Source organism: Bordetella trematum (assembly GCF_900078335.1).
Lineage (GTDB): Bacteria > Pseudomonadota > Gammaproteobacteria > Burkholderiales > Burkholderiaceae_B > Bordetella > Bordetella trematum.
This window is the reverse complement of sequence record NZ_FKBR01000012.1, coordinates 182,573-205,607: the sequence shown is the minus strand read 5'-3', so window position 1 is coordinate 205,607 and position 23,035 is coordinate 182,573. Positions and strand designations below refer to the sequence as shown.

General features: G+C 67.7%; 14 protein-coding genes and 1 pseudogene. 11 read left to right on the top strand and 4 right to left on the bottom strand.

The genetic code is table 11. The features are described from left to right. The 11 genes and pseudogenes from A7V84_RS06975 to A7V84_RS06925 all read left to right on the top strand — a co-directional run. Positions 1 to 366, top strand: a pseudogene (locus A7V84_RS06975) (FimV/HubP family polar landmark protein); the annotation flags it as partial. Between the two features lie 17 nt (positions 367 to 383). Next, complete coding sequence (gene bcsQ / locus A7V84_RS06970; protein ID WP_025518088.1) at positions 384 to 1,160, top strand: cellulose biosynthesis protein BcsQ; 777 nt, start codon at positions 384 to 386, stop codon at positions 1,158 to 1,160. Beyond that, positions 1,157 to 3,352, top strand: coding sequence for a UDP-forming cellulose synthase catalytic subunit (gene bcsA, locus A7V84_RS06965; protein ID WP_025518087.1), 2,196 nt, complete (start codon positions 1,157 to 1,159; stop codon positions 3,350 to 3,352). Before bcsQ ends, bcsA begins: the two co-directional genes overlap by 4 nt. Before the next feature lie 14 nt (positions 3,353 to 3,366). Further along, positions 3,367 to 5,673: a cellulose biosynthesis cyclic di-GMP-binding regulatory protein BcsB gene (bcsB, locus tag A7V84_RS06960; protein ID WP_231939998.1), complete on the top strand. Its 2,307-nt coding sequence runs from the start codon at positions 3,367 to 3,369 to the stop codon at positions 5,671 to 5,673. Between the two features lie 2 nt (positions 5,674 to 5,675). After that, positions 5,676 to 8,054, top strand: coding sequence for a cellulose biosynthesis cyclic di-GMP-binding regulatory protein BcsB (gene bcsB, locus A7V84_RS06955; protein ID WP_082832986.1), 2,379 nt, complete (start codon positions 5,676 to 5,678; stop codon positions 8,052 to 8,054). Continuing rightward, complete coding sequence (gene bcsZ / locus A7V84_RS06950; protein WP_051348333.1) at positions 8,054 to 9,262, top strand: cellulose synthase complex periplasmic endoglucanase BcsZ; 1,209 nt, start codon at positions 8,054 to 8,056, stop codon at positions 9,260 to 9,262. The genes bcsB (A7V84_RS06955) and bcsZ overlap by 1 nt, the downstream gene beginning before the upstream one ends. Continuing rightward, positions 9,253 to 13,344 carry a cellulose biosynthesis protein BcsC gene (locus tag A7V84_RS06945; protein ID WP_063492022.1) on the top strand — a complete coding sequence of 1,364 codons (4,092 nt, stop codon included), beginning with the start codon at positions 9,253 to 9,255 and terminating at the stop codon, positions 13,342 to 13,344. Before bcsZ ends, A7V84_RS06945 begins: the two co-directional genes overlap by 10 nt. Positions 13,345 to 13,371: 27 nt before the next feature. Continuing rightward, the gene (locus A7V84_RS06940) at positions 13,372 to 14,034 is read left to right on the top strand and encodes an SGNH/GDSL hydrolase family protein (protein WP_081695141.1); all 663 of its coding nucleotides are present in this window, start codon (positions 13,372 to 13,374) and stop codon (positions 14,032 to 14,034) included. Positions 14,035 to 14,054: 20 nt separating this feature from the next. Next, positions 14,055 to 14,738 carry a hypothetical protein gene (locus A7V84_RS06935; RefSeq protein WP_063492023.1) on the top strand — a complete coding sequence of 228 codons (684 nt, stop codon included), beginning with the start codon at positions 14,055 to 14,057 and terminating at the stop codon, positions 14,736 to 14,738. Between the two features lie 87 nt (positions 14,739 to 14,825). Beyond that, complete coding sequence (locus A7V84_RS06930; RefSeq protein WP_025518078.1) at positions 14,826 to 16,235, top strand: MBOAT family O-acyltransferase; 1,410 nt, start codon at positions 14,826 to 14,828, stop codon at positions 16,233 to 16,235. An 11-nt stretch (positions 16,236 to 16,246) separates the two neighbouring features. Beyond that, positions 16,247 to 17,413: an alginate O-acetyltransferase AlgX-related protein gene (locus A7V84_RS06925; RefSeq protein ID WP_082871948.1), complete on the top strand. Its 1,167-nt coding sequence runs from the start codon at positions 16,247 to 16,249 to the stop codon at positions 17,411 to 17,413. Here A7V84_RS06925 and A7V84_RS06920 read toward each other — a convergent pair. Genes A7V84_RS06920 through A7V84_RS06905 form a run of 4 tightly spaced genes read right to left on the bottom strand, consistent with a single transcriptional unit; the run spans position 17,404 to position 23,025 of the window. Continuing rightward, positions 17,404 to 18,438 (bottom strand): porin, encoded by a 1,035-nt coding sequence (locus A7V84_RS06920; protein ID WP_063492024.1) that lies wholly within the window; start codon positions 18,436 to 18,438, stop codon positions 17,404 to 17,406. The genes A7V84_RS06925 and A7V84_RS06920 overlap by 10 nt on opposite strands. After that, positions 18,435 to 20,426 carry a CocE/NonD family hydrolase gene (locus tag A7V84_RS06915; protein ID WP_082832987.1) on the bottom strand — a complete coding sequence of 664 codons (1,992 nt, stop codon included), beginning with the start codon at positions 20,424 to 20,426 and terminating at the stop codon, positions 18,435 to 18,437. Before A7V84_RS06915 ends, A7V84_RS06920 begins: the two co-directional genes overlap by 4 nt. Then, positions 20,423 to 22,021 (bottom strand): ABC transporter substrate-binding protein, encoded by a 1,599-nt coding sequence (locus A7V84_RS06910; RefSeq protein WP_063492025.1) that lies wholly within the window; start codon positions 22,019 to 22,021, stop codon positions 20,423 to 20,425. Before A7V84_RS06910 ends, A7V84_RS06915 begins: the two co-directional genes overlap by 4 nt. Continuing rightward, complete coding sequence (locus tag A7V84_RS06905) at positions 22,018 to 23,025, bottom strand: ABC transporter ATP-binding protein (RefSeq protein WP_115638942.1); 1,008 nt, start codon at positions 23,023 to 23,025, stop codon at positions 22,018 to 22,020. Before A7V84_RS06905 ends, A7V84_RS06910 begins: the two co-directional genes overlap by 4 nt. Between the last annotated feature and the right edge of the window lie 10 nt (positions 23,026 to 23,035).

Genomic DNA, 23,035 nt, shown 5'->3' with positions numbered 1-23,035 from the left:
GTGGTTGCGACGCCCGCAGCCGCGCCGGTGGCCGAGATTGCCGTGCCCGAAGCGCCTGTGTCGGTCGAGCCGGCCGTGGTTGCGACGCCCGCAGCCGCGCCGGTGGCCGAGATTGCCGTGCCCGAAGCGCCTGTGGCGCTCGAGCCGGCCGTCGTTGCGACGCCCGCGCCGGTCGCCGAAGCCGCAGTGTCCGCAACGGCCGCGCCTGTTCCTGAAGCGGCGGCCCCTGCCGTCGCTGCGGTACCGCCGGCGCAATCCGCCAAGCCTTCCGCCGTGGCCGGGGGGGCGTCCCTCAAGGGTGTATTCGCCCGCCTGGCCCAGGCCCATCGTTCAGACGCGCAGCCGCCCAGCGGCTCCGGCGCCTAGTCTCAGTTGGCAAGAAAATGAAAACGGTAGCCATTGTGTCCGCCAAAGGCGGAGTCGGTAAAACCACGGTCACGGCCAATCTCGGCGTGGCCTTGCGGCAGGCGGGCCAGCCTGCGCTGCTGGTGGATCTGGATCCGCAGAACGCCTTGCGGCTGCATCTGGGCGCCGAGCGCCAGTCGGGCATCAGCGGACTGGCGCGCGCCAGCGTGGCAGGCACGCGCTGGCGCGACATCAGCGTGTTGGGGGAGGGCGGCGTGCACCTGCTGCCTTTCGGTCAGGTCAACGAAGACGACCGTCAGACCCTGGAGCGCCAGATGCAGGATGATCCTCACTGGCTCGCGCGCCATCTGCGCGCGCTGGACCTCGGGCCCTCGACGGTGGTGTTGATGGATACCCCGCCGGGGCCGTCGGTCTATCTGCGTCAGGCGCTGTCCTGCGCCGATATCGTGCTGGTGGTCACGCTGGCCGACGCTGCCTCGTTTGCCACGCTGCCGCTCATGGAAGGCTTGATTGCGCAGTACTGCGAAAGCCGCCCCGAGTTTCTGGGCCACGCCTACCTGATCAATCAGGCCGATGGCAGTTCGCCCTTGTCCAAGGATGCTCTGCGGGTCATTCGCAGCATGTTGGGCGACCGCGCCGTAGCCTCGGTCCATCGTGACCTGGCGGTGGCCGAAGCGCTGGCCTTCGGCAAGACGGTGATCGACAACACGCCGTACAGCCAGTCCAGCAATGAGCTGCTGGCGGCCGGCCAATGGTTGTTGCAGCAATTGCGCGACGCCGAGAGCCGCTCATGAGCACCCGCCAGGATTCCTTCACGCCGTCTCAGGGGCGTCTGTCGCGCTGGGGCGACCAACTGCTGGGCTGGCGGCTGTGGCGCTCGGGCCTGGTGCGCTTTCTGGCCTTTCTGCTGGCCATGGTGCTGTTCGTGCTGGCGGTCGCGGTCGAGATGGGCCTTTATCAGCAATTGGTCTTTGCGGTGACCTGCATGGTGGCTGCGCTGGTGCTGCGCCGCGTGGCCGGCCGGCTGGCCATCCTCACCATGGTGGTGCTGTCGGTCACGACCTCGCTGCGCTATATGTATTGGCGCATCACCGAGACACTGGGCTTTGAAACCCTGCTGGACGCCTTTTTCGGCTATGGCCTGCTGCTGGCCGAGCTGTATGCGCTCACGGTGATGTTGCTGAGCTATTTCCAGACGGCCTGGCCCCTGCATCGCCGGCCGGTGCCTTTGCCGCAGGACACGGCGCAATGGCCGACGGTGGATGTCTACATCCCGACCTATAACGAGCCGCTGGACATGGTGCGCCAGTCGGTGCTGGCCGCGCTGGCGCTGGACTGGCCGGCTGATCGCCTGAAGGTCTATGTGCTCGATGACGGCCGGCGGCCGGAGTTCCGCGCGTTCTGCGAAGAGGCCGGCGCCCACTATCTGATCCGCGACAACAACCGTCATGCCAAGGCCGGCAATATCAATGCCGCGCTGGAGAAGACCGACGGCGAGTACATCGTGGTGTTCGACTGCGACCACGTCACGGTGCGGTCCTTCCTGCAGGTCTGCATGGGCTGGTTCCTGAAGGATCCGCGCCTGGCGCTCCTGCAGACGCCGCACGTCTTCTTCTCGCCCGATCCTTTCGAGCGCAACCTGGGCACGTTTCGCAACGTTCCCAACGAAGGCGAGCTGTTCTACGGGGTGGTCCAGGATGGCAACGATCTCTGGAACGCCACCTTTTTCTGCGGTTCCTGCGCCGTCATGCGGCGTTCGGCGCTGCTGGACGTGGGCGGCGTGGCCACCGAGAGCGTGACCGAGGATGCCCTGACGGCGCTGAAGATGAACCGCAAGGGCTACAACACCGCCTATCTGGCGGTGCCGCAGGCGGCCGGCCTGGCCACGGAGAACCTCTCGCGCCACATCGGCCAGCGCACCCGCTGGGCGCGCGGCATGGCCCAGATCATCCGGGTCAACAATCCGCTGCTGGGTCGCGGGCTGCAACTGGGGCAGCGTCTGTGCTACCTGAGCGCGATGCTGCACTTTTTCTTCGGCCTGCCGCGGGTGGTGTTCCTGACCGCGCCCCTGGCCTACCTGTTCTTTCATGCCAGCGTGTTCCAGGCCTCGGCCGTCATGGTGGCCGCCTATGCGCTGCCCCACATCATCGTGGCCAGCATGACAGGCTCGCGCATCCAGGGACGCTTTCGCCATTCCTTCTGGAACGAAGTGTACGAGTCGGTGCTGGCCTGGTACATCATGCGCCCGGCCCTGCAGACCCTGATCAGCCCCAAGAGCGCGAGCTTCAACGTGACCGCCAAGGGGGGCGTGATCGAGGAGTCGTACTTCGACTGGGGGCTGGCGCGTCCTTACGTGGTGCTGCTTTGCCTGAACGTGCTGGGCCTGATCATCGGTGTCATCGGCCTGGCCGTGGGTTTCGGCGGCGATGCGCGCATGACCATCCTGCTGAACCTGGGCTGGACCCTCTACAACATCGTGATGACCAGCGCCAGCGTTGCGGTGGCCGGCGAGGCGCGCCAGTTGCGCACCACCCCGCGCGTGGCGATCGAGCTGCCCGCCATGCTGACGCTGCCCGATGGCCGTACGGTGGCCTGTCAGACGACCGATTTCTCGCAAGGCGGTCTGGGCCTGAAACTGCCGTCCGGCGCGACGGTGCCGACCGGCAGCGACGTGCTGGTGTCGCTGTTCCGCAACGAGGATGAGGCCGTCTTCCCGACGCGGGTGACCTTCAGCCGCGATGGCCGGCTGGGGGTTCGCTTCCATGAGCTGACGCTGGCCCAGGAAGCCGAGCTGGCGCAGATGACCTTCGGGCGCGCCGATGCCTGGGCCACGACCTGGGGCCGCAACCGCCCCGATTCTCCGCTGGCTGCTTTGCAGCAGATTTCCTCCGTGGGTGGGCGCGGCTTCTCGCTGCTGCTGCGCCAGCTGCGCGACCGCGGGCGAGCCGCGCTGCGACGCCCCGCCGCCGCTTCTTCCAAGCAATGAAGGACGATACAACGATGATCTCCAGGCCCGACGCGCCCGCGCGCCCGCCACGCCGACTCCGACTGTTGCCCGTCCTGGTGAGCACGCTGCTGGCGCTGGGCGCGGGTGGCGCTGCCGCGCAGACTCCGCCTGCGCAGGCGCCCATGACGCCGTCTGTTCAGGGGGAGGCCTTGCCTCAGGATGCGATCACCTACCGTATCCCCCTGTCGCGCCTGAGCGGCCAGCAGGCGCTGGCCTTGCGTGGCGTCAGCGGCCTGAACGGCCTGGGCTTCAGCCCGCGGCGCGACCAGAGCGTGCTGGGGGCGCGTGTCCATCTGGACTATGCCTATTCGCCGGCCTTGCTGCCGGATCTGTCGCACCTGAAGATCCTGCTCAATGGCGAAGTCGCAGGCAGCATCGCGCTGCCCAGGCAGGCCTCGGCGCAAGCGGTCGAGGCTACCGTCGAACTGCCGGTGCAGGCGCTGCAGGATTACAACCGGCTCGACGTGCAACTGATCGGGCACTACACCCTCGGTTGCGAGGATCCGCTGCACTCCAGCCTGTGGGCGACGGTCGCCGGGCGCAGCACGCTGGAGCTGACCGTGGTGCCGGTGGAGCTGCCGAATGACCTCGCGCTGCTGCCGGCGCCGTTCTTTGACAGCCATGACGTGCGCCGGCTGGAGCTGCCTTTCGTGCTGGGCAGTCGCCCCGATGCGGCGCGCCTGGAAAGCGCCGGCATGGTGGCCTCGTGGTTCGGCGCGCTCGCGGGCTACCGGGGCGCGCATTTCGCCGGCCTGGAGCAATCCCTGCCGGCCAAGGGCAATGCCGTGGTGTTCGCTCTGCCGGGAGACTCGATCGCCGGCGTGACGTTGCCGCCGATCAAGGGCCCGGCGCTGGCCATGGTGAACCATCCGCAGGATCGTTACGGCAAGCTGTTGCTGGTGATGGGACGCGATGCCAAGGAGCTGAAACAGGCCGCCATGGCGCTCACCCTGGGCCGGGAAGCGCTCAGCGGTCCGCTTGCCGACATCACCCAGATCGTGACGCCGCAGCCGCGCCAGCCCTTTGACGCACCCAACTGGCTGCGCAGCGACCGGGCGGTGCGCTTTGGCGAGCTGGTGCCGGCGCGCGAGCTCAACGTGGCCGGCCACGAGCCGCCTCCCATCCGCCTGAACCTGCGCATGCCGCCGGGCCTGTTCGGCTGGCACAGCGACGGCGTGCCGGTGGACCTCACCTACCGCTATACGCCGCGTCCCGGCGCGCAGCAGTCGGTGCTGGAAATGTCGGCCGGCGGACAGCTGGTTCGCAGCTTTTCGCTCGATGATCCGCGCGATCGCATGTTCACCAGCCTGCGCGGCGTGCCCGCCGCCCAGGGCTCGGCGCGCGTGATGGTGCCGACCTATCTGCTGCCGCCGCTGGCCGATCTGCAGTTCCAGTATCGCTACGAGTACGCCAAGCTGGGCGAATGTCAGAACAGCATCGTCGATAACGCCTTCAGCGCCATCGATCCGGCCTCGACCATCGACATCTCGGGCCTGCCCAAGTATGCGGCCATGCCGGATCTGTCGCTGTTTGCCGAGGCGGGTTTCCCGTTCACCCGCATGGCGGACCTGTCGCAGACGGCCGTCATCATGCCCGATGACGCCGGCACGGCCGACATGACGGCCTATCTCAATCTGCTGGGCGTCATGGGCCAGTCCACCGGTTATCCGGCCACCGGCGTGGTGGTGGCGCAGGCCGCTCAGGCGGCTTCGCTGGCCGACAAGGATCTGCTGGTATTGGCCTCGGGCGACAACCAGCCCCTGCTCAAGACCTGGCGCGACGTGGTGCCGGATGGCGCGGGCGACAAGGCGCGCAAGTTCAGCCTGTCGGGGTGGTTCTCCGGCGTTGCGGCCTGGGTCAGTCCGGATCCGCGCGAGCGTCAACGGCCGGCCGCCGCCACGCTGGCTTACGCCGGCAGCGGCGCGCTGGGCACGCTGGCCGGCCTCGAATCGCCCCTCAAGAGCGGGCGTAGCGTGGTCGTGGTGTCCGGCAGCGACAACCAGGGCCTGGCGGCGGCCGTGGCCGCCGTGCAGGCCAACCCGGTCGAGGTCGGGGCGGCGGCGGGCAGCCAGGAACGCATCGCCGGCAACCTGACCCTGATCCAGGGCGAGCAGGTCCGCAGCGTGCTCGACGAACAGAGTTACTACGTCGGGTCGCTGCCCGCCTGGCTCAATCTGCAATGGTTCTTTGCCCGCCACCCGCTCATTCTGGTGGGGGCCTTGCTGCTCAGCGCACTGGTCATTGCCGTGCTGCTTTATCTGTCTCTGCGCGCCCGTGCGCAACGCCGCCTGGGATCGTGAACATGACCAAGACCTTCCGCTCTATTTCCAAGCCGACCATGACGATGCCTGAACTCTCTGCGCAAGCTCGCCGTCCGCGGCATGCCCTGGCGCGCCTGCCGTTGCTGCTGCTGGCCAGCTTTTCCGTGTTGGCGCATGCCGACGAAACGGCTTTGCCGCCGCCGCCGGTGACGCTGGCCGATGCCGCCGATGTCGCCGGCGCGCTGCCCGCCGAGGGTCAGCCGCCGGTCGAGCCGTGGAAGGCCGATCAGCGCTATTCCTTCAAGCAGCTGGGAGCGCAGTATCCGCTCAATCTGCGCGGCGTGGACGGCAGCAACACGCTCAACTTCAGCGTGCGCAACGACGAAGTCGTCACCGGCGCGCGCGTGGATCTGCGCTACGCCTATTCGCCGGCTCTGTTGAGCGATCTGTCGCACATCAATGTGCTGGTCAATGACGAGGTCGCCGCGACCCTGGAGGTGCCGCGCGAAACCGCGGGCAAGAATCTGCAGCACACGGTCGAGATCCCGCCTTACCTGATCACGCCCTACAACGATCTGCGTCTGCAGCTTGTCGGGCATTACACGCTCGACTGCGAAGATCCGCTGCACTCCAGTCTGTGGGCCAACATCAGCAATCACAGCGCGCTGGAGCTGGCCACCGCGCCGCTGGCCTTGCCCAATGACCTGGCCAACCTGCCGCTGCCCTTTTTCGATCCGCGCGACATGCGTCGCCTGACGCTGCCCTTTGTGTTCCAGGGCGCGCCGGATGACGCTGCGCTGGAAGCGGCCGGCACGCTGTCTTCCTGGTTCGGGGCTCTGGCGGGCTACCGGGGCGCGAGCTTCCCGGCCGCGGTGTCCGAACTGCCTGCCAAGGGCAATGGCGTGGTGTTCGCCAGCGGCGCGGCCATCACCGGGCTGCAGACAGCGCCGGTCAATGGACCGACGCTGGCCGTGATTACCAATCCCAACGACGCCAACGGCAAACTGCTGCTGGTGATGGGGCGCGACGGCAAGGAGCTCAAGCAGGCCGCCGCCGCCCTGGCGCTGGGCAGCCAGACGCTCAGCGGCCAGCAGGCCACGATCACGCGCCTGGCCGACATCGCGCCGCGCAAGCCCTACGATGCGCCCAAGTGGCTGCGCAGCGACCGTCCGGTGAGCTTCGGCGAACTGATCGACGCCAAGCGCCTGAACGTCTCCGGCTTCAGCCCGGATGTGATCCGCATGGACGTGCGCGTGGCGCCCGACCTGTTCGGCTGGCAGGAAAAAAAGGTCCCCATCGACCTGCGCTACCGCTACACGCCGCAGCCGACCTCGACCAATTCGGCGCTGCTGTTCGGCGTCAATGACGAGTTCGTCAAGTCGATGCCGCTGTTCGCGCTGGAACGCATCGAAGATGGCGAGAAGCTGCGCGGCCAGGTGCTGCCCGACGAAAGCCTGCCCATGCGCGCACAGCTGGACGTACCCCTGGACAGCTTGAAGTCGCGCGGTCAGCTGCAGTTCCGCTACATGTACGACTACATCAAGCAGGGCGAGTGCCGCGACATCATCGTGGACAACGTGCGCGGCATGATCGAACCGGAGTCGACCATCGATCTGACGGCCTATCCGCACTTCAAGGCCATGCCGGATCTGCGCGCCTTCAGCGAGGCGGGCTTCCCGTTCACGCGCATGGCCGACCTGTCTGAAACCGCCGTGGTCATGGGCAAGCAAGGCGGCCCGCAGGCCTATACCGCCTACCTCGACCTGATGGGCCGCATGGGCGAGTCCACCGGCTATCCCGCCGTTGGCGTGAGCGTGCTGCAGGGCAAGCCGCTGGGCGATCAGGCCGCCGGCAAAGATCTGTTGATCATCGCCACCGGTGAGGACGAAGGCCTGCTGAAAGAATGGGCCGCGCACCTGCCGGGCAACTACGACAAACAGGCCCGCTTTGGCGTGTCCGACCTGATCTACCGCGCCGCTGACTGGACGCACAGCGATCCGCGCCTGGACACGCGCGCTGCGCGCACCGGCGTGGCCTACGACAGCGCCGGCGCCAGTGCGCTGGTGGCCGGCTTCGAGTCGCCCCTGGCGCCCAAGCGCAGCGTGGTGGTGGTGGCCAGCAAGCAGCCCGAGGGGCTGAAAGACGCGGTCGCGGCCATCGAAGGCGGCGAGGGCTACGAAAAGCCGGTACAGGGCAGCCTGTCGGTCATTCGCGGCAAGCAGGTCGATGCGCTGGTGGGCGACCACCAGTACTACGTTGGCGAGCTACCGCTGCTCAAGCGCATCGATTGGTGGATTTCCTCGGTGCTGCCGGGATACACCCTCAAGCGCCTGATCATCATCGGCCTGGTCGGCCTGATGGCGCTGATCGTGCTGATCGCGCTGCTCAGGGCCTTGCTGCGTCGTCGCAAGGCGGAATAATGCGGCAAGTCTGGGGCCGGGGATGGCGTATCGGGGTACGGCACGCAGGTGCCGTGCTGTGCGCCTTCGCCTTGGCGGCCGGGGCGCAGGCCCAGCCGCGCCCGGCGGCCTGCAGCGCCTATGCCTGGCCGCACTGGGAGGATTTCCTGGTGCGTTTCGTGCAGCCTGACGGCAGGGTGGTCGATACCAGTACGCCGCAGAGCATGACGACCTCGGAGGGGCAGTCCTATGGGATGTTCTTCGCCCTGGTCGCCAACGACCCCGACAGTTTCGAGAGGTTGTGGCGCTGGAGCCAGGCCAACCTGGGCGGCGCCCAGGCCGAGGAGCCTGGCCTGCCGGCCTGGTCCTGGGGCCGGCGCGAGGACGGCAGCTGGGGCGTGCTGGATCGCAATGCGGCCTCCGATGCCGATCTGTGGTTTGCCTATGGCCTGCTTGAAGCGGCAAGGCTGTGGCGTCGCCCGGACTACACCCGCGACGCGCAGGCCCTGCTGGCGCAGATCCGCAAGCGCGAAATCACCGCGCTGCCTGGCTTTGGCGCCATGCTGCTGCCGGGGCCGGCCGGCTTTGTCCAGCCCGGGCCGCTCTGGCGGCTGAACCCGAGCTATCTGCCGGTGCCGCTGCTGCGTCGCCTGGCCCAGGCCGACGCCCAGGGTCCCTGGGAGGTGCTGGCCGGCCATACCGTGCAGATGGTTCAGGCCAATGCGCCGCGCGGCTATATCGCCGACTGGATCGCCTACCGTGGCGAGGAAACGTCACCGCCGCAGGGGCGCTTCGAGGTCGACCCCCTGTATGGCGCGCGCGGCAGCTATGATGCGATCCGTAACTATCTGTGGGCAGGCATGACGCCGCCGACCGATCCCGCCGCCCAGCCTCTGCTGGCGGCGCTGTATGGAATGGAAGAGGCCCTGGCCGCCCGGGGCATGCCCCCCGAAGCGGTGCAGGTCGATAGCGGCGAGCTGCAAGGCGAGGGGCCCTTTGGTTTCTCGGCCGCGCTGCTGCCGTATCTGCAGGCGCGCGGCCAGAACGCGCTGCTGCAGGCGCAGTTGCAGAGAGTGCGCGCCGCCCTGGCTCCCGGCCAGCCGCAGGATGCGCAACCCCGTTATTACGACTATGTGCTCAGCCTGTTTGGCCTGGGCTGGTTCGAGCAGCGATATCGCTTCGCCGCATCCGGCCGCGTGACATTGGAGTGGGAGAAAAAATGTCCTTGAATCGCCACAAACTGGCCGTCGGTTTGCTGGCCGCCCTGATCCATCAGGCCGGCTGGGCGCAACCCGGCGCCACGGCCTCGCTGTTGGAGCAGGGCCGCTACTGGCAAGCCCAGGGAGACGCCAAGCGCGCCGCCCAGGCCTGGGAGAAGTTGTTGCTGTCCGATCCCAGCCAGCAGGAGGCGCTTTACGGCCTGGGGCTGGCGGCGGTGCGTGAAAAGCGTCTGGGCGATGCGCAGAACTATCTGGGCCGCCTGAATCGGCTCGAGGCGGGCGGCCGCTATGCCCAGCGCCTGCAACAGGATATCGCCCTGGCCAGCGGCCCGGGCGCCAGCGACATCGACCGCGCTCGTCAGCTGGCCGCCGCCGGCGAGACCGACAAGGCGATCCAGGCCTATGACCAGGCCCTGCAGGGCCGCGAGCCGCAAGGCGATCTGGCACTGGAGTACTACGCTTTGCTGGGTTACACCCGTGCCGGCATGCCGCGGGCGATCCAGGGCCTGGAGCGTCTGTCGCGCGACAACCCCGGCAATGGCGCCGTGCAATTGGCCTTGGCCAAGCACCTGATCCGCGACGAGGGACGGCGTGCGGAAGGCGTGCGTCTGCTGTCGCAGCTCGCCCAGCGCAAGGATGTCGGCGCCGATGCCACCGACAACTGGCGCGCCGGCCTGTTGTGGATGGGAGCGGCCCGGCCCGGGAGCAAGCCGCTGTTCGAGGCCTATCTCAAGCAGCACCCCGACGATGAAGAAATTCGCACCGCGCTCAAGACTGGCGCGGCCGCCAGTGCGCGCAGTTCGGCGTCAGCGCCCGTCTGGCGCCAGGATCCGCGCCTGGCGCGCGGATTCGCCGCACTCAAGCGCGGCGATCTGGCGGCGGCCGAGACCGCCTTCCAGGAAAAGCTGCGCGCCACGCCCAACGACGCCGATGCGCTGGGTGGCTTGGGGCTGGTGCGGCTGCAGCAGAACAAGCCCGGCGAGGCCCAGGAGCTGCTCAACCGCGCGGCCACGCGCCCCGGCGCCGGGCGTGACTGGCGTCGCGCGCTGGGCTCGGCGCGCTATTGGAATCTGCTCGAGCAAGCCGAGCACGCCCGGTTGCGTGGCGACACCCAGGCGGCGCGGGGCCTGGTTGAGCAGGCCATTCGCGCCGACGGCAAGCCGGCCGCCGCCTACAACGCGATGGCGCGCGTCTTTGCCAGCGAAGGCGATATGGCCAACGCGGAAAAGAGCTACCGCTACGTGCTGGCACGTCACAAGAATGACCCGGAAGCCCTGCGCGGCCTGGTCGACATCCTGGCCCAAACCAACCGGCTCGACCAGGCCCAGAAGCTGATCGCCGACCTGACGCCGGCCCAGCGCGCCGAACTGGGCGACCTGTCGCGTCTGCGCGCCTCGGCGCTGGCCAGCGACGCGCGCAATGCCGAGCAGCGCGGTGACGCTGCCGGCGCACGCGCGCTGCTGGAGCGAGCCAATGCCGCCGATCCCGACAACCCCTGGCTGACCTACGAGCTGGCCCGCCTGATGTTGCGCAACGGCGAGCGCGCCCGCGCCCACAGCCTGATGGATGGCGTGCTGCGCGCCCGTCCCGATGACCCCGACGCCTATCACGCCGCTGCGTTGCTGGCCTCGGAACAGGGCGACTGGGGCAAGGCCTACGATCTGCTGGCGCGCGTGCCGGCCAATCGTCGCAACGCCGGGATCGACCAGTTCCAGCGCCGTGTCTGGCTGCATGAGCAGGTGGCCCAGGCCAGCCGCATGGCGCAGATCGGCGATGTCGAACCGGCGCGCCGTCAGTTGGCCACCCTCAAGGCCCATGCCGGCGGCGACCCGCAGTTGCTGGGCGCGATCGCCCAGGCCTACGTGGATGCCGGCGACAAGGCCGAGGCCCTGGCGCTGATGCGCCCGGCCGTGGGCAACAGCCAGACCGCCAGCGCCGACACCTTGCTGCCGTATGCGGCCGTGCTGCTCAAGAGCGGCGAAGACGCCCAGGCCGCGGAGGTCTTGCGGCAACTGCAGAAAATGCCCCTGAGCGCCGATCAGCATCGGGGCTTCCAGGATCTGGTGAGCCTTTATACGGTGCGCCAGGCCGAGGCCACGCGTCAACGCGGCGATCTGGTGGCGGCCTACGACATCCTGCAACCGGTGCTCAAGCGCCGCCCGGATGACACCCAGGCCCAGGGCGCGCTGGCGCGCATGTACGCCAGCGCCGGCGATCGCGACAAGGCGATGGAGATCTATCGCAGCCTGCAGACTCGCGATCCCGACAATGCCCAGTTGCAGCTCGCCGTGGCAGGCATCGCCTACGAGGCCGATGACTGGCGCTCGGCCGAGGCGGCCCTGAACCAGGCGCTCAGGCTGGCGCCGCGCGATCCCGAAATTCTTGCCGGCGCGGCCCGCATCTACCGGGCGCGCGGCCGTACGGGCCGTGCGGCCGAACTGTATCAACAGGCCATCGCCGTGCAGCAGGACCGCCAGGGCGCGATGGATCTGGTGGCGCGCGCCCGTCCGGGCGGCGGCGCTTCGGACAACGACAATCCTTTCGTCGGCCTGCCGGGGCAGCGCCTGTCGTCGGCGCAATCGGCGCCGGAGCTGGGCGATATGCTGGACGAGGTGCTGGGCGAACCCGTGGCGCCGGCTACGGCGCTGGCGTCGGTGCCTGCCGAAGCGGATCGCTATCCCATCGTGGCGCCGGTGACGCGCTCGGGTGCTTCGGCCGAAGCGGGCCAGGCCCCGGTGGCTGAAGCGCCGCTGGCGGCACCCGCGCCCGCGGCTCCTGCGGCCATTGCCCTGCGCGCCGGGCCGGGCACCGCCAGCGTCGCGCCGGCCGCGTCGCTGGCCGCGCCCCAGGTAGGGGCGTTGCCGGAAGCCGCCACCACGCCGGGCCAGACGCAGCGGACCCTGCGCCAGGAACTCGACGAAGTGATGCAGGATCGCAGCGCCGAAGTCCGCGCAGGCGTCTTCGTGCGATCGAACAATGGCGAGTCGGGCCTGAGCAAGGTCACCCAGGTCGATACGCCGATGGAGGCCTTGATCCCTGCCGGCGACGGCAAGGTCGCGCTGCGCGTCACGCCGGTGACGATCAATGCCGGCAGCATCGGCGACAACTATTGGCGCACCAGCCGCTTCGGCGGCGGTCCGGTGGCCGCGCTGCGCCAGGAGCAGGGGCTGACCGGCGGGCCCGGCCGTCAGCGTGATCGTGGCGTGGGGCTGTCGGCCGGCTATGAAATGCAGGGCTTGAGCGCCGACATCGGCGTCACGCCGCTGGGCTTCGAGTATTCCAATCTGGTAGGCGGGCTGCGCCTGAATGGTGCCATCAACCGCAGCGCCGGCACCTGGTACAGCCTGGACCTGTCTCGCCGTGCCGTGACCGACAGCCTGCTGTCCTTTGCCGGCGCGCGCGACAACCGTACGGACCAGCGCTGGGGCGCCGTGACCTCCAATGGCCTGGCCGGGCAGATCGGCGCGGACAACGGCGATTACGGCGTGTATGCCTATGGCTCCTGGCACAAGCTGGTGGGCCATAACGTGCGCTCGAACACGCGCACCGAAGCCGGCGCCGGCATTTACTGGAACCTGGTGCGCGAATCTGATCGTCAATTGACGGCCGGCCTGAACCTGGGCGCCATCTTCTACGACAACAACCAGCGCTTCTACACCTACGGGCATGGCGGCTACTTCAGCCCGCAGCAGTTCTATGCCCTGAGCCTGCCCATCACCTGGGCTCAGCGCTCGGGTCGTTTCAGCTACAAGCTGCAGGGCTCGGTCGGGCTGCGCCATTTCAAGGAAGACGACGCCAACTACTTCACCAACAACTCGGGGATGCAGGCGCGCGCGGCCAGCGCGGCACGCCGCATGGGTGGCTCGGCCGTCTATGACGGCCAGTCGCGCACCGGCATCGGCTACAACCTGTCGGCCGCCGGCGAGTACCAACTGAACAACCACTGGTTCCTGGGCGGCTCGCTGGGGATGGACAACGCTTCGGATTACCGTCAATACGTGGGCGGCCTGTATCTGCGCTATGCCTTCTATCCGATGACCCGCCCGATGGAAATGCCGCTGAATCCCTATCAATCGCCCTATATGCGCTGATGGGGCGCTAGAAACTGGAGTATCGATATGCTGACTTCTCTTTTTGCCGGTCTGAGCATCCTGCTGGTGGGCGACAGCCACCTGGCTGCGCCCGGCTACCTCGTCACCACCCTGCAGGACGATCTGGTCAAACAGGGCGCCCAGGTCCACACCATCGGCGTGTGCGGCAGCCATGCCGGCGACTGGACCCAATCGGTGCCCGGCAACTGCGGGGGCGCCGAACGCCGCAACGATGGCAAGCTGGAACTCACCGGCAGCAAGGCCGCCACCCGGCCCATCACCGAGCTGATCGCCGCCGACAAGCCGAATCTGGTGGTGATCGTGCTGGGCGATACCATGGCCGGCTACACCAATCCCGCCTTCCCCAAGACCTGGGCCTGGCAGCAGACCACCGCCCTGACCAAGGCCATCGCCGCCACCGGCACGGCCTGCGTCTGGATCGGTCCGGGCTGGGGCACCGAGGGCGGCAAGTACAAGAAGAACTTTGCCCGCGTCAAACAGGTGTCGGCCTTCCTGTCGAACAACGTCGCGCCCTGCACCTACATTGATTCGACGGTGTTTTCCAAGCCCGGGCAATGGGCCACGACGGATGGCCAGCACTACACCAATGCCGGCTACAAGAGCTGGGGCGAGGCCATCGCCAAGCAGATGGCCGGGCTGCCGGTGGTCCAGGCCCTGCGCAAGCCATGAGCGTTTCCGGAAACCAGACGATGAATACTCTCTCCCTGAAGACCCTGCGCGGTGCGCTCGGCCTGACCCTGGCGCTGCTTGCTCCCGTGGCGATGTCGGCCACGATCCAGCTGTATGAAACCGGCCCGGCCGAGGACGCCGCCTTCGTGCGTTTCGTCAACGGCGGCGAGCAGCCGATGGGCGTGAGCGCCAAGGGCTCGCAAGGCCGCATCGATCTTGACGCCGCCGAGCCGGTCTCGGCGTTCATGCCGGTGCGCGGTGGCGCCCGCATGCAGGGCCGCCTGGAAAGCGCCCGGCAGGGGCAGGACCTCGACGTGACGGTGCAGCCCGGCGAGTTCGCCTCGGTGATCGGGCTGCCCGGCAAAGACGGCCTGCAGACGGTGGTGGTGCGTGAGCAGCCGGATGACTTCAATGCCGCCAAGGTGTCGATCGCCTTCTACAACCTGGACGCCGGCTGCGCCGATGCGGGCCTGGTGGCCGCTCCCCGCAATCTGGCCCTGTTCGAGCGCGTCCCCCAGGGCCAGGCCGCGCGTCGCCTGGTCAATCCGGTGGCCTTGAACGTGAGCGCCTCCTGTGGCGGCCAGGTGCTGCCCAAGGTGCTGGAACTGGGCACCTTGCAGGCCGGCGACCGCCATACGGTGTTCCTGCTGCCGTCGGCCCAGGGGCCGCGGCTGCTGCACGCCGAGGATCGCGTCGGGCGCTGATGCACGCCGCCACGGCCGGCCCTGCGGGTAGGCCGTGGTTTCCCTCTTTGATTGTTTCCGGCCCACGCCGCTCCTGAGCCTGTCGCCATGGTCTTCGCGTCCCTAGAGTTCCTGACGCTGTTTCTGCCGCTGTTTCTCGCGGTCTATGTCCTGACGCCCAAGCGCGGCCGGAACTTCACCTTGCTGCTGGGCAGCTGGGCGTTCTACAGCTGGCTCAAGCCCATCTATCTGCTGCTGCTGGTGGCGGTGACGATTGCGGCCTGGGGCGGTGCGCTGCTGATCGAGCAATGGCGCTGCGGCCGGCGCCGCAAGCTGCTGCTGGTGCTGCTCATGGTGGCCAACGTGGGCATCCTGTGCTGGTACAAGTACGCCAACATCCTGGTTGCCACGTACAACGATATCGCGGGCATGGCTGGCGCCATCCCGCTGGCCTGGGAGCGTATCGCCCTGCCGGCCGGCCTGTCCTTTTTCGTGCTGCAGGCCATCTCCTATGTGGTCGACGTTTATCGTCGGGAGGTGCGCGCCGAGCGCAACTTCATCGACTTCGCCGCCTACAAGGCCATGTTCGGCCAGTTGATCGCCGGCCCCATCATCCGCTGGGCCTGGGTCGACAAGGAAATGGTCAACCGCGTGATGGACTGGCAGAACTTCTGCCTGGGCGCACGCCGCTTCATGGTGGGCATGAGCATGAAGGTGCTGCTGGCCGACACCCTGGCGCCGGTGGCCGACGCGGCCTTCGCCATGTCCCAGCCCACGCTGGCCGATGCCTGGCTGGGTTGTCTGGCCTACTCGCTGCAGCTGTTTTTCGACTTCGCCGGCTATAGCGCCATGGCGATCGGGCTGGGCCTGATGATCGGCTTTCACCTGCCCGAGAACTTCAACAATCCCTATCTGGCCCACAGCATCCAGGATTTCTGGCGCCGCTGGCATATGTCGCTGTCCAGCTGGATCCGGGACTATCTCTACATTCCCATGGGCGGCAATCGCCTGGGCGCCTGGAAGACCTATCGCAACCTGCTGCTGACGATGGGCATCGCCGGCCTGTGGCATGGCGGCGACAGCTGGAACTTCCTGCTCTGGGGACTGGCGCACGGCCTGGCCCTGGCGGCCGGGCGGCTGTGGGGGCGCTGCAGGCTGCCGGAGCTGCCGGGCTGGTTTTCGCGGGTACTGACTCTGCTGTTTGTGATGCTGGCCTGGACCCTGTTCCGGGCAGCCAACTTCGATGCCGCGCTGACCATGTATGCCGGCCAGTTCGGGCTCAACGGCTGGGGCCTGAGCGACACCATGCACTACGTGCTGCGCCCGGTGCATGGCCTGGCTTTCGTGCTGGCGATGGTGTGCGTGGTGCTGCCGGCGGTGCTGCCGGCCTGGTCGCAGCGCGCGCCGGGCCGCCTGGTGGTGCTGTGCAGCGCCGTCTGGCCGGTGGCCGGTTTCCTGCTGGCGTATGCCTTGATCGCCTCGCGCGGCGCGGCGCCTTTCCTTTACTTTCAGTTCTGAGGCCGGATGTCATGACGATCCCACGCGATATGCCGCCCGATATGCCCCCCAAGCCGCCTACCGCCCATGCCGGCGAGCGCGCGCGGCGCGCCAGCCGTCTGGCCGGCGTGGTGCTGCTGCTGTTCATGCTGGCAGCCATCCTGAGCAATGCCTGGTGGTCGCGCGAGCATCGCCTGCTGCCCGACAACCTGTCCATGCAGCGCCTGCTCGATGGCGGCGTCACCCACGACATCGCCCAACGCCTGGGCGACATGCCCTTCAGCAACCAGGCCGCAACGCTGCAGCGCGGGCTGGGCTGGCTGACGCTGGGCGATCTGGGCGAGCGCGTGCGCCCCGGTTGCCCGGGCTGGCTGTTTCTGGCCGATGAATTGCAGGTCTACCCGCAGGCCGAGGCCAATGCGCGCGCCCGGGCGCAGACCGTGCTGCAGACCCGTCAGGCGCTGGCCACGCAAGGCGTGGACCTGCTGGTGGCGGTGGTGCCCGATAAAAGCCGGGTCGAAGCGGACCGGCTCTGCGGCCTGCATCGTCCGGCAGCCTTCGAGCAGCGCCTGCAGGCCTGGGCCGATATGCTGCGCGCCGAAGGCGTCAAAGTGCTGGACCTGACCCCCGCGCTGCAGGCCGGTGAGCAGGAGGCGTTCCTGCGTGCCGACTCGCACTGGAGCCAGGCGGGAGCCGGGGCGGCGGCCCGCGCCGTGGCCGAACAGGTGCGCGCCGCCGGCGTGCCGTTGCTGCCCGAGCGCGAGTACGACGTCAGCACCGGGCCCCCGGCGCTGCGCCCGGGCGATCTGGTGCGTCTGGCGGGCATCGACGGCCTGCCGCAGCGCTGGCAGCCCGAGACCGATGTGGTGGCGCTGCAGCGCTATGTGCCGCGTGCCGCCGCCGCCGATGACGCCGATGCCCTATTCGGCGACGCTGGCGCTCCCACGCTGGCGCTGGTCGGGACCTCTTTTTCGCGTACCTCCGAGTTTGCGCCGCAACTGGCGCGCGAGCTCGGCGTCGAAATCGGCAACTTCGCCCGCGACGGCGCCAAGTTCGGCGCCGCGGCCCAAGCCTACTTCAAGAGCCCGGCCTGGAAACAGACGCCGCCGCGGCTGGTCATCTGGGAAATCGACGAGCGCGACCTGCAGGCCCCGCTGACCGACGACGACAAGCCGGCTTTCGGCATGCCTCAGAACTGATGCCTGATGCCCAGAGAGGCTTGCAGAGTGTGGCTCTGCTGAATGTCCAGGCGATTGATGTAGGCGTACAGATTGCTGCGCTTGGACAGGCGGTGCTGGTAGCCCAACGCCACTCCGGTGATGTCCGAATTGGTGGCGCGCTGGTAGTTGGCCAGCACTTCGCCGCTGCCGCTGACCGGCACGCTGACGCCGGCGATGAAGCTGTTGACGCGCTCCACGCCGCGTGAGGGGCCGGCATTCGGGTGGCGCAGATTGCCGTAGGTGCCGTAAAGCTTGATCCACTCCAGATCGTAGGAGCCGGCCAGCTGCAGGTTGGTGGCGGCGCGTTTGTCGGGCAGGCCCGCCTTGGGATTGAGGCGTTCGTAGGTGAGCGCGGCAGCCAGCGGCCCCCGGTTGTAGCGCAGGCCGGCCGTCAGCACCCGGTCATGCGCGGCGGTGGCGAAGGCGTCGTCGTCGCCGCTTTCAAAGCTGTAACCCACGCCCAGCTGCCAGCCTTGCCAGCGCGGTGTGGTGTAGAACACGCCGTTGTTGACCCGCCCGCCACTACCGAAATCGCCGTCGTTGTAGCCCAGCGTCGCGTTATTGGAGCCCTGGCTCCAGCCGCTGCCAAACGGGTTGCCTACCGAGGCCCATTCGAAGCCGTAGACCCATTGGCGTCCCAGGCGCAGCTCGCCGAAATCGCCGGCCAGGCCCACATAGGCCCAGCGTCCGAACATGCGGCCTTGCGCCTGCTTGCCGTTGTTGGCGCTGAAGCCGCTTTCCAGGCGGAACACCGCGCGGTAGCCGCCGCCCAGGTCTTCGCTGCCGCGCAGCCCCCAGCGCGAGCCGGATTGGTTCCCGCTCTTCTGGCGCAGGCTGGATTCGCCGTTCTTGCGCTCATAGACCAGGCCCAGATCGACCAGGCCATACAGCCTCACCGAGCTGTTGGCGGCTGCCGCCGCAGCTGAGCCGGGCGCCGACAGGCTGCCGGCGGCCAGACATATCGCGCTTGCCAGGCGCAGGGAGAGTATGGGCGGACGCTTCATGGAAATCCCCTTTTTAATGTGGAAAGGAAACAGCAGGCCCTGCCGCCGGCGCGAGCGCGCGGCAGCATGGAGTGGATGCGGGAGGCGGGCGCAGAGGGCAAGCTGGCGAGGCTGGCGGGATCGGCCAGATGCAGCGTCAGCCGGGAGGGACAAGCTGTCGAAAGATGCAGGGTGTTGCGTGCGATGCGCTTCTCTCGCCCATCGGCGGGAGACTCGCCGGTATTGGGGTTGACGTCGTACTTGGGAAAATTGCTGCTGGAGATATCCAGGCGGATTCGATGGCCGCGCTTGAATAGATTGCAGCTGGCGAACGGTTCGATGGTGATCTCGTAGACCTTGCCCGCCACCAGGGGGCGGGGTTCCTCCCAGGACGCGTGGAAACGGCATCGGAAAATGCCGTCGGTCAGGTTCATGGCGTAGCCCTGCGGGAAGTCCGCGCTGGGCGGATAGACGTCGATGAGCTTGGCCGTGAAGTCCGTGTCGGGGCAGTCGGAGCTGATGAAGAGCGTGACGCGCACCGGGCCGGCCAGTGCGACGTCGTGCGACAGCGGCCCGGTCTCGAACACCACCACGTCATCGCGCGCCGACAGGGGCAGCCCCGCCTGGCGCACGCCGAAGAAGCGGGCGTCTTCGCGCTGATCGAAGGCGCCGCCCACGAAGACCGGCTGGCCTGAGGTGAGCGCCCCGCCTATCGTCGGCACCGGGCGGCGCGGGTCGGCCTGGTAGTGCACCGTTGCAGCGGGCGTTGCGGGGGCCTCGCGCAGACTGCCGTCGGCATGCAGATAGAACTCCGCCACACGGGTTTGCGAGGGCGGCCACTGGTCGGCCTGGATCCAGCGTCCGCCGTGTTCGATGCGATCCTGGTCGTTGCGTTTGCCGCTCCCGCCGCCCATCAGGAAGAGACGCAAGGGCGGATCGACGGGGTCGGCGGGCGCGCTGCCGCCCGCCGGTTGCAGCCAGCGGCGGAACCATTGCAGTCGGAAGGACAGCCAGTCGGGCGCCACGTTGCCGTCGAAGGCGGCTTGTGGTCCGAACTCGGCGTCTCCGCTATGGGTCGTGTTGCGGTCGCCGTGCAGCCACGGGCCCATGACCAGGCGCAGCGGCGCCTGCCGGCCATGCCCCTGCAGCCCGGCGTAGTTTTCAAACGTGCTGCGCACATAGACGTCATACCAGCTGGACATCAACACGACCGGGATGTCGGGGATGGCATCGTAGTAGCCCTGGGCAAAGATCGCCGCATCGCGCCAGCTGGCGTCGAAGCGCTCAGCCCGCCACTGCTCGAAGAGGTAGTCCTCATATTCCGGTACGGCAGCCAGCGGAGAGTGCCCGGGGCGCCATGGCATGGCCTCGAACCATTGACGAATATCCTGGGCTTCCAGGGCGGCGCGCAGCACCGGATCGCGCCGTGCGGCCGGGCTGAGCTTTGCCTGTCTGAACGCCCAGGTGGCCTGCTTCAGCTCGAAGGCGCCAGATTGGCGGATGCCGCACTGATAACCATTGGCGAATCCGCCCGAATCGAGCACCATGCAGGCCAGCCCGGGAGGGTGATGGCAGGCCAGCGCCAATTGGGTATGCGCGGCATACGACAGGCCCATGGTGCCGACACGCCCTGAGCACCATGGCTGAGCCGTGATCCAGCACAGGGTGTCATAGCCATCGGGACCTTCTGCCAGGTATTTGGTGAAGTGCCCCTCTGAGTCATAGCGTCCCCGGCAGTCCTGCAGCACTACGGCGAAGCCTTGAGCGGTGAAATAGGCGGCGATTTCCGGCCGGGGCACTCCCAGGCGCGATCCGATCTGTTCGGCGCGCGACACGGCCAGCTTGCCATAGGGGGTGCGCTCCAGGATGACCGGCAATGGGGCGTCCCGTCCTGCCCGGTAGCCCGGCGGAAAGTAGACATCGGTAGCCAGGTGCACGCCGTCCCGCATGGGCACCCGTTGGTTGGGCAGGTCGGGCAGGGGGTGGAGCAAGGGTAGGGGGCCGTTCATTGCGTTTCCCGGATATAGACCAGCGACGTGCGCTCCAGTTTGTTGGGCTTGATGGCGACGCCGTTGCGCGCCGCCCAGAAGACCACGGGGAAATACAACGGCACGATGCCGACATCCCGAAAGGCCGCCTCGTTGGCCTGACGCAGCAGATCGTTGCGCTTGGCAGGATCGAAGGCGACTGCCGCCTGCGCCAGCAAGGCATCGACCTCGGGGTTGCTGTAGCGGGATCGATTGAAGGCGCCGGTGCCCGCCGCCTTGTTGTAGGTCGCCAGCACGTTGGTCAGGCCGTTGGCGGCGTCAGAGGTGGTATTGCCGTAAGAGAAGATGAATGCGCTGTACAGCTGTTTGCTGCTGGCGCTGGCATAGACGTTGTAGGGCTGGGTGACCACGCCGTTGATGCGCAGGCCGCCGCGCGCCATCATCTGCGCCAGCGCCTGGGCCAGGTCGCTGTCGCTGGCGAATCTGTCGTTCGAAGAGTGGATGGTCAGGCCGAACCCCTCCGGATAGCCGGCATCCTGCAGCAGTTGCCGGGCGCCCGCGGGGTCGTAGGCGGGGGGCGGCAAGGCGTCGGAATAGCCGCCCAGACCCTTGGGCACCATTTGGCCCGCGGGGACGCCGGCGCCGTTGAGCAGGCGCGTGGTGATCGGTTCGCGCATGATCATCTTGGAAATCGCCCGGCGCACGCGAGGATCCTGCAGCGGGTTGCGATCCATGGGCCTGCCTTGGGCGTCAGTGACGAAAGGGCTGTGGCTGCGGGCAGAGTCCAGGGCCAGATAGATCAGGCGGGCAGACTCGGAGTGATAGAGACTGACATTGGGGTACTTCTTCATTTCCTTGACGTCGGTGGGCGCCACGCTGTCGATCAGATCCACGGATCCGGACAGCAGGGCGGCGATGCGGGCGGCATCGTTGGCGATGTAGCGGATCGTCACCCGTTCGAAATCGCCGTGGCGGCCCCAGTAGTCATCGTTGCGGCGCAGCTCCAGACTGTCTCCGGGTTGCCAGCGCTGATACTTGTAAGGCCCGGTGCCGATCGTGGCGAGACCGGAGTTGAAGTCCTGCGAGGTTTTGCCATCGGCCGCCTGGCGCGACAGGATATACACCAGCCCGATCTGCTCCATCAGGTCGGGGGTTGGCTTCCTGGTATGGACGCGCAGCGTCAGCGGATCGACGACCTGCAGGCTTTCGATCGAGCGCACCGCGCCTGAGAAAGGGGCGGGGCTGTTGGGGACCCTGGAGGCCCGTTCGAGGGAGAACACCACGTCGTCCGCGCTTAGCGGTGAGCCGTCGTGGAAACGTACGTCCGGGCGCAGCCGTATCTCCCAGAGCGTTGGCGAGATGACCTCCCAGGATTGCGCCAGGCCGGGTTGGATCTGCAGGTTTTCGTCGGTCGAGACGAGACGTTCGAATATGTTCTCGGCGGCAGCCTGATTGTTTCCGGTGCGTGAGAACAGGGGGTCCATCGACGAGGGCTCGCTGGAGTGGCCTATGGTCAACAACGGGCGTGCGGCAACGTTCAGGCAGGCAGAGGCCAGCGTCAGCGCCAGAATGATGCGCTGGGCGCTGCGCGCGAAAGCAGGAAGTGGACGGATCATGGCGTAGCGTTCGGATGGGCTGGCGCGTCGTCCAGCAGATGGCAGGCGGCCTCATGGCCGGGTTGCAGGGTGCGCAGCAGCGGTTGCTCTGTCGCACAGCGCGGCATGGCCTGCGGGCACCGCGGGTGGAAATGGCAGCCCGGCGGCGGTTGCAACGGGGAAGGGATCTCGCCTTTGATGGCATGGAAGCGGCGCTTGCGGTTGGACAGGCGCGGGACTTCGTCCAGCAGCGCCCGGGTATAGGGATGGCGCGGTTCCTGGAAGATGAGATCGGTGGGGCCGGATTCGACGATGCGTCCCAGATACATGATCACGCAGCGGTCGCTGATGCGCTGCACGACGCCCAGGTCGTGGCTGATGAACAGATAAGTCAGCCCCAGGGTCTCGCGCAGATCCATGAACAGGTTGAGGATCTGGGCCTGGATGGAGACATCCAGCGCGGCGATCGACTCGTCGCAGATGAGAAAGCGGGGTTTGACCGCCAGGGCCCGGCCGATACCCACCCGCTGGCGCTGGCCGCCCGAAAACTGGTGAGGAAAGCGGTTGCGGTAGTCAGGATTGAGCCCGACCTGGCGCATGATGTCGACGACGTAGTCTTCGTAGTCGCGTCGTGCGATCAGGCCATGCGCCAGCGGCGCCTCGCCGATGATGTCGCGCACCCGCTTGCGCGGATTGAGCGAGGACATCGGATCCTGAAAAATCATCTGCGTGGCCAGTCTTTGTGCCTGGGCGGCGCGTCCGCCGAGCGTGCCCAGCACGCCATCCGGGGTCTCGATGTGGCCCGAGGACGTCGGCAGGATGCCGGCCAGCATGCGGCCCAGGGTCGATTTTCCGCAACCCGATTCGCCCACCAGGCCCACGACTTCGCCTTCATGGATGCGAAGGTCCACCTCATCGACGGCATGCACGGTCTGGGTGGATACCCTGGCGCCCAGCAGGCCGGCAATACGCTCGGCGTAATCGGGGCGTTTGACGAACAGGCGCGATACTTGCCTGGCTTGCATCAGAATGGGC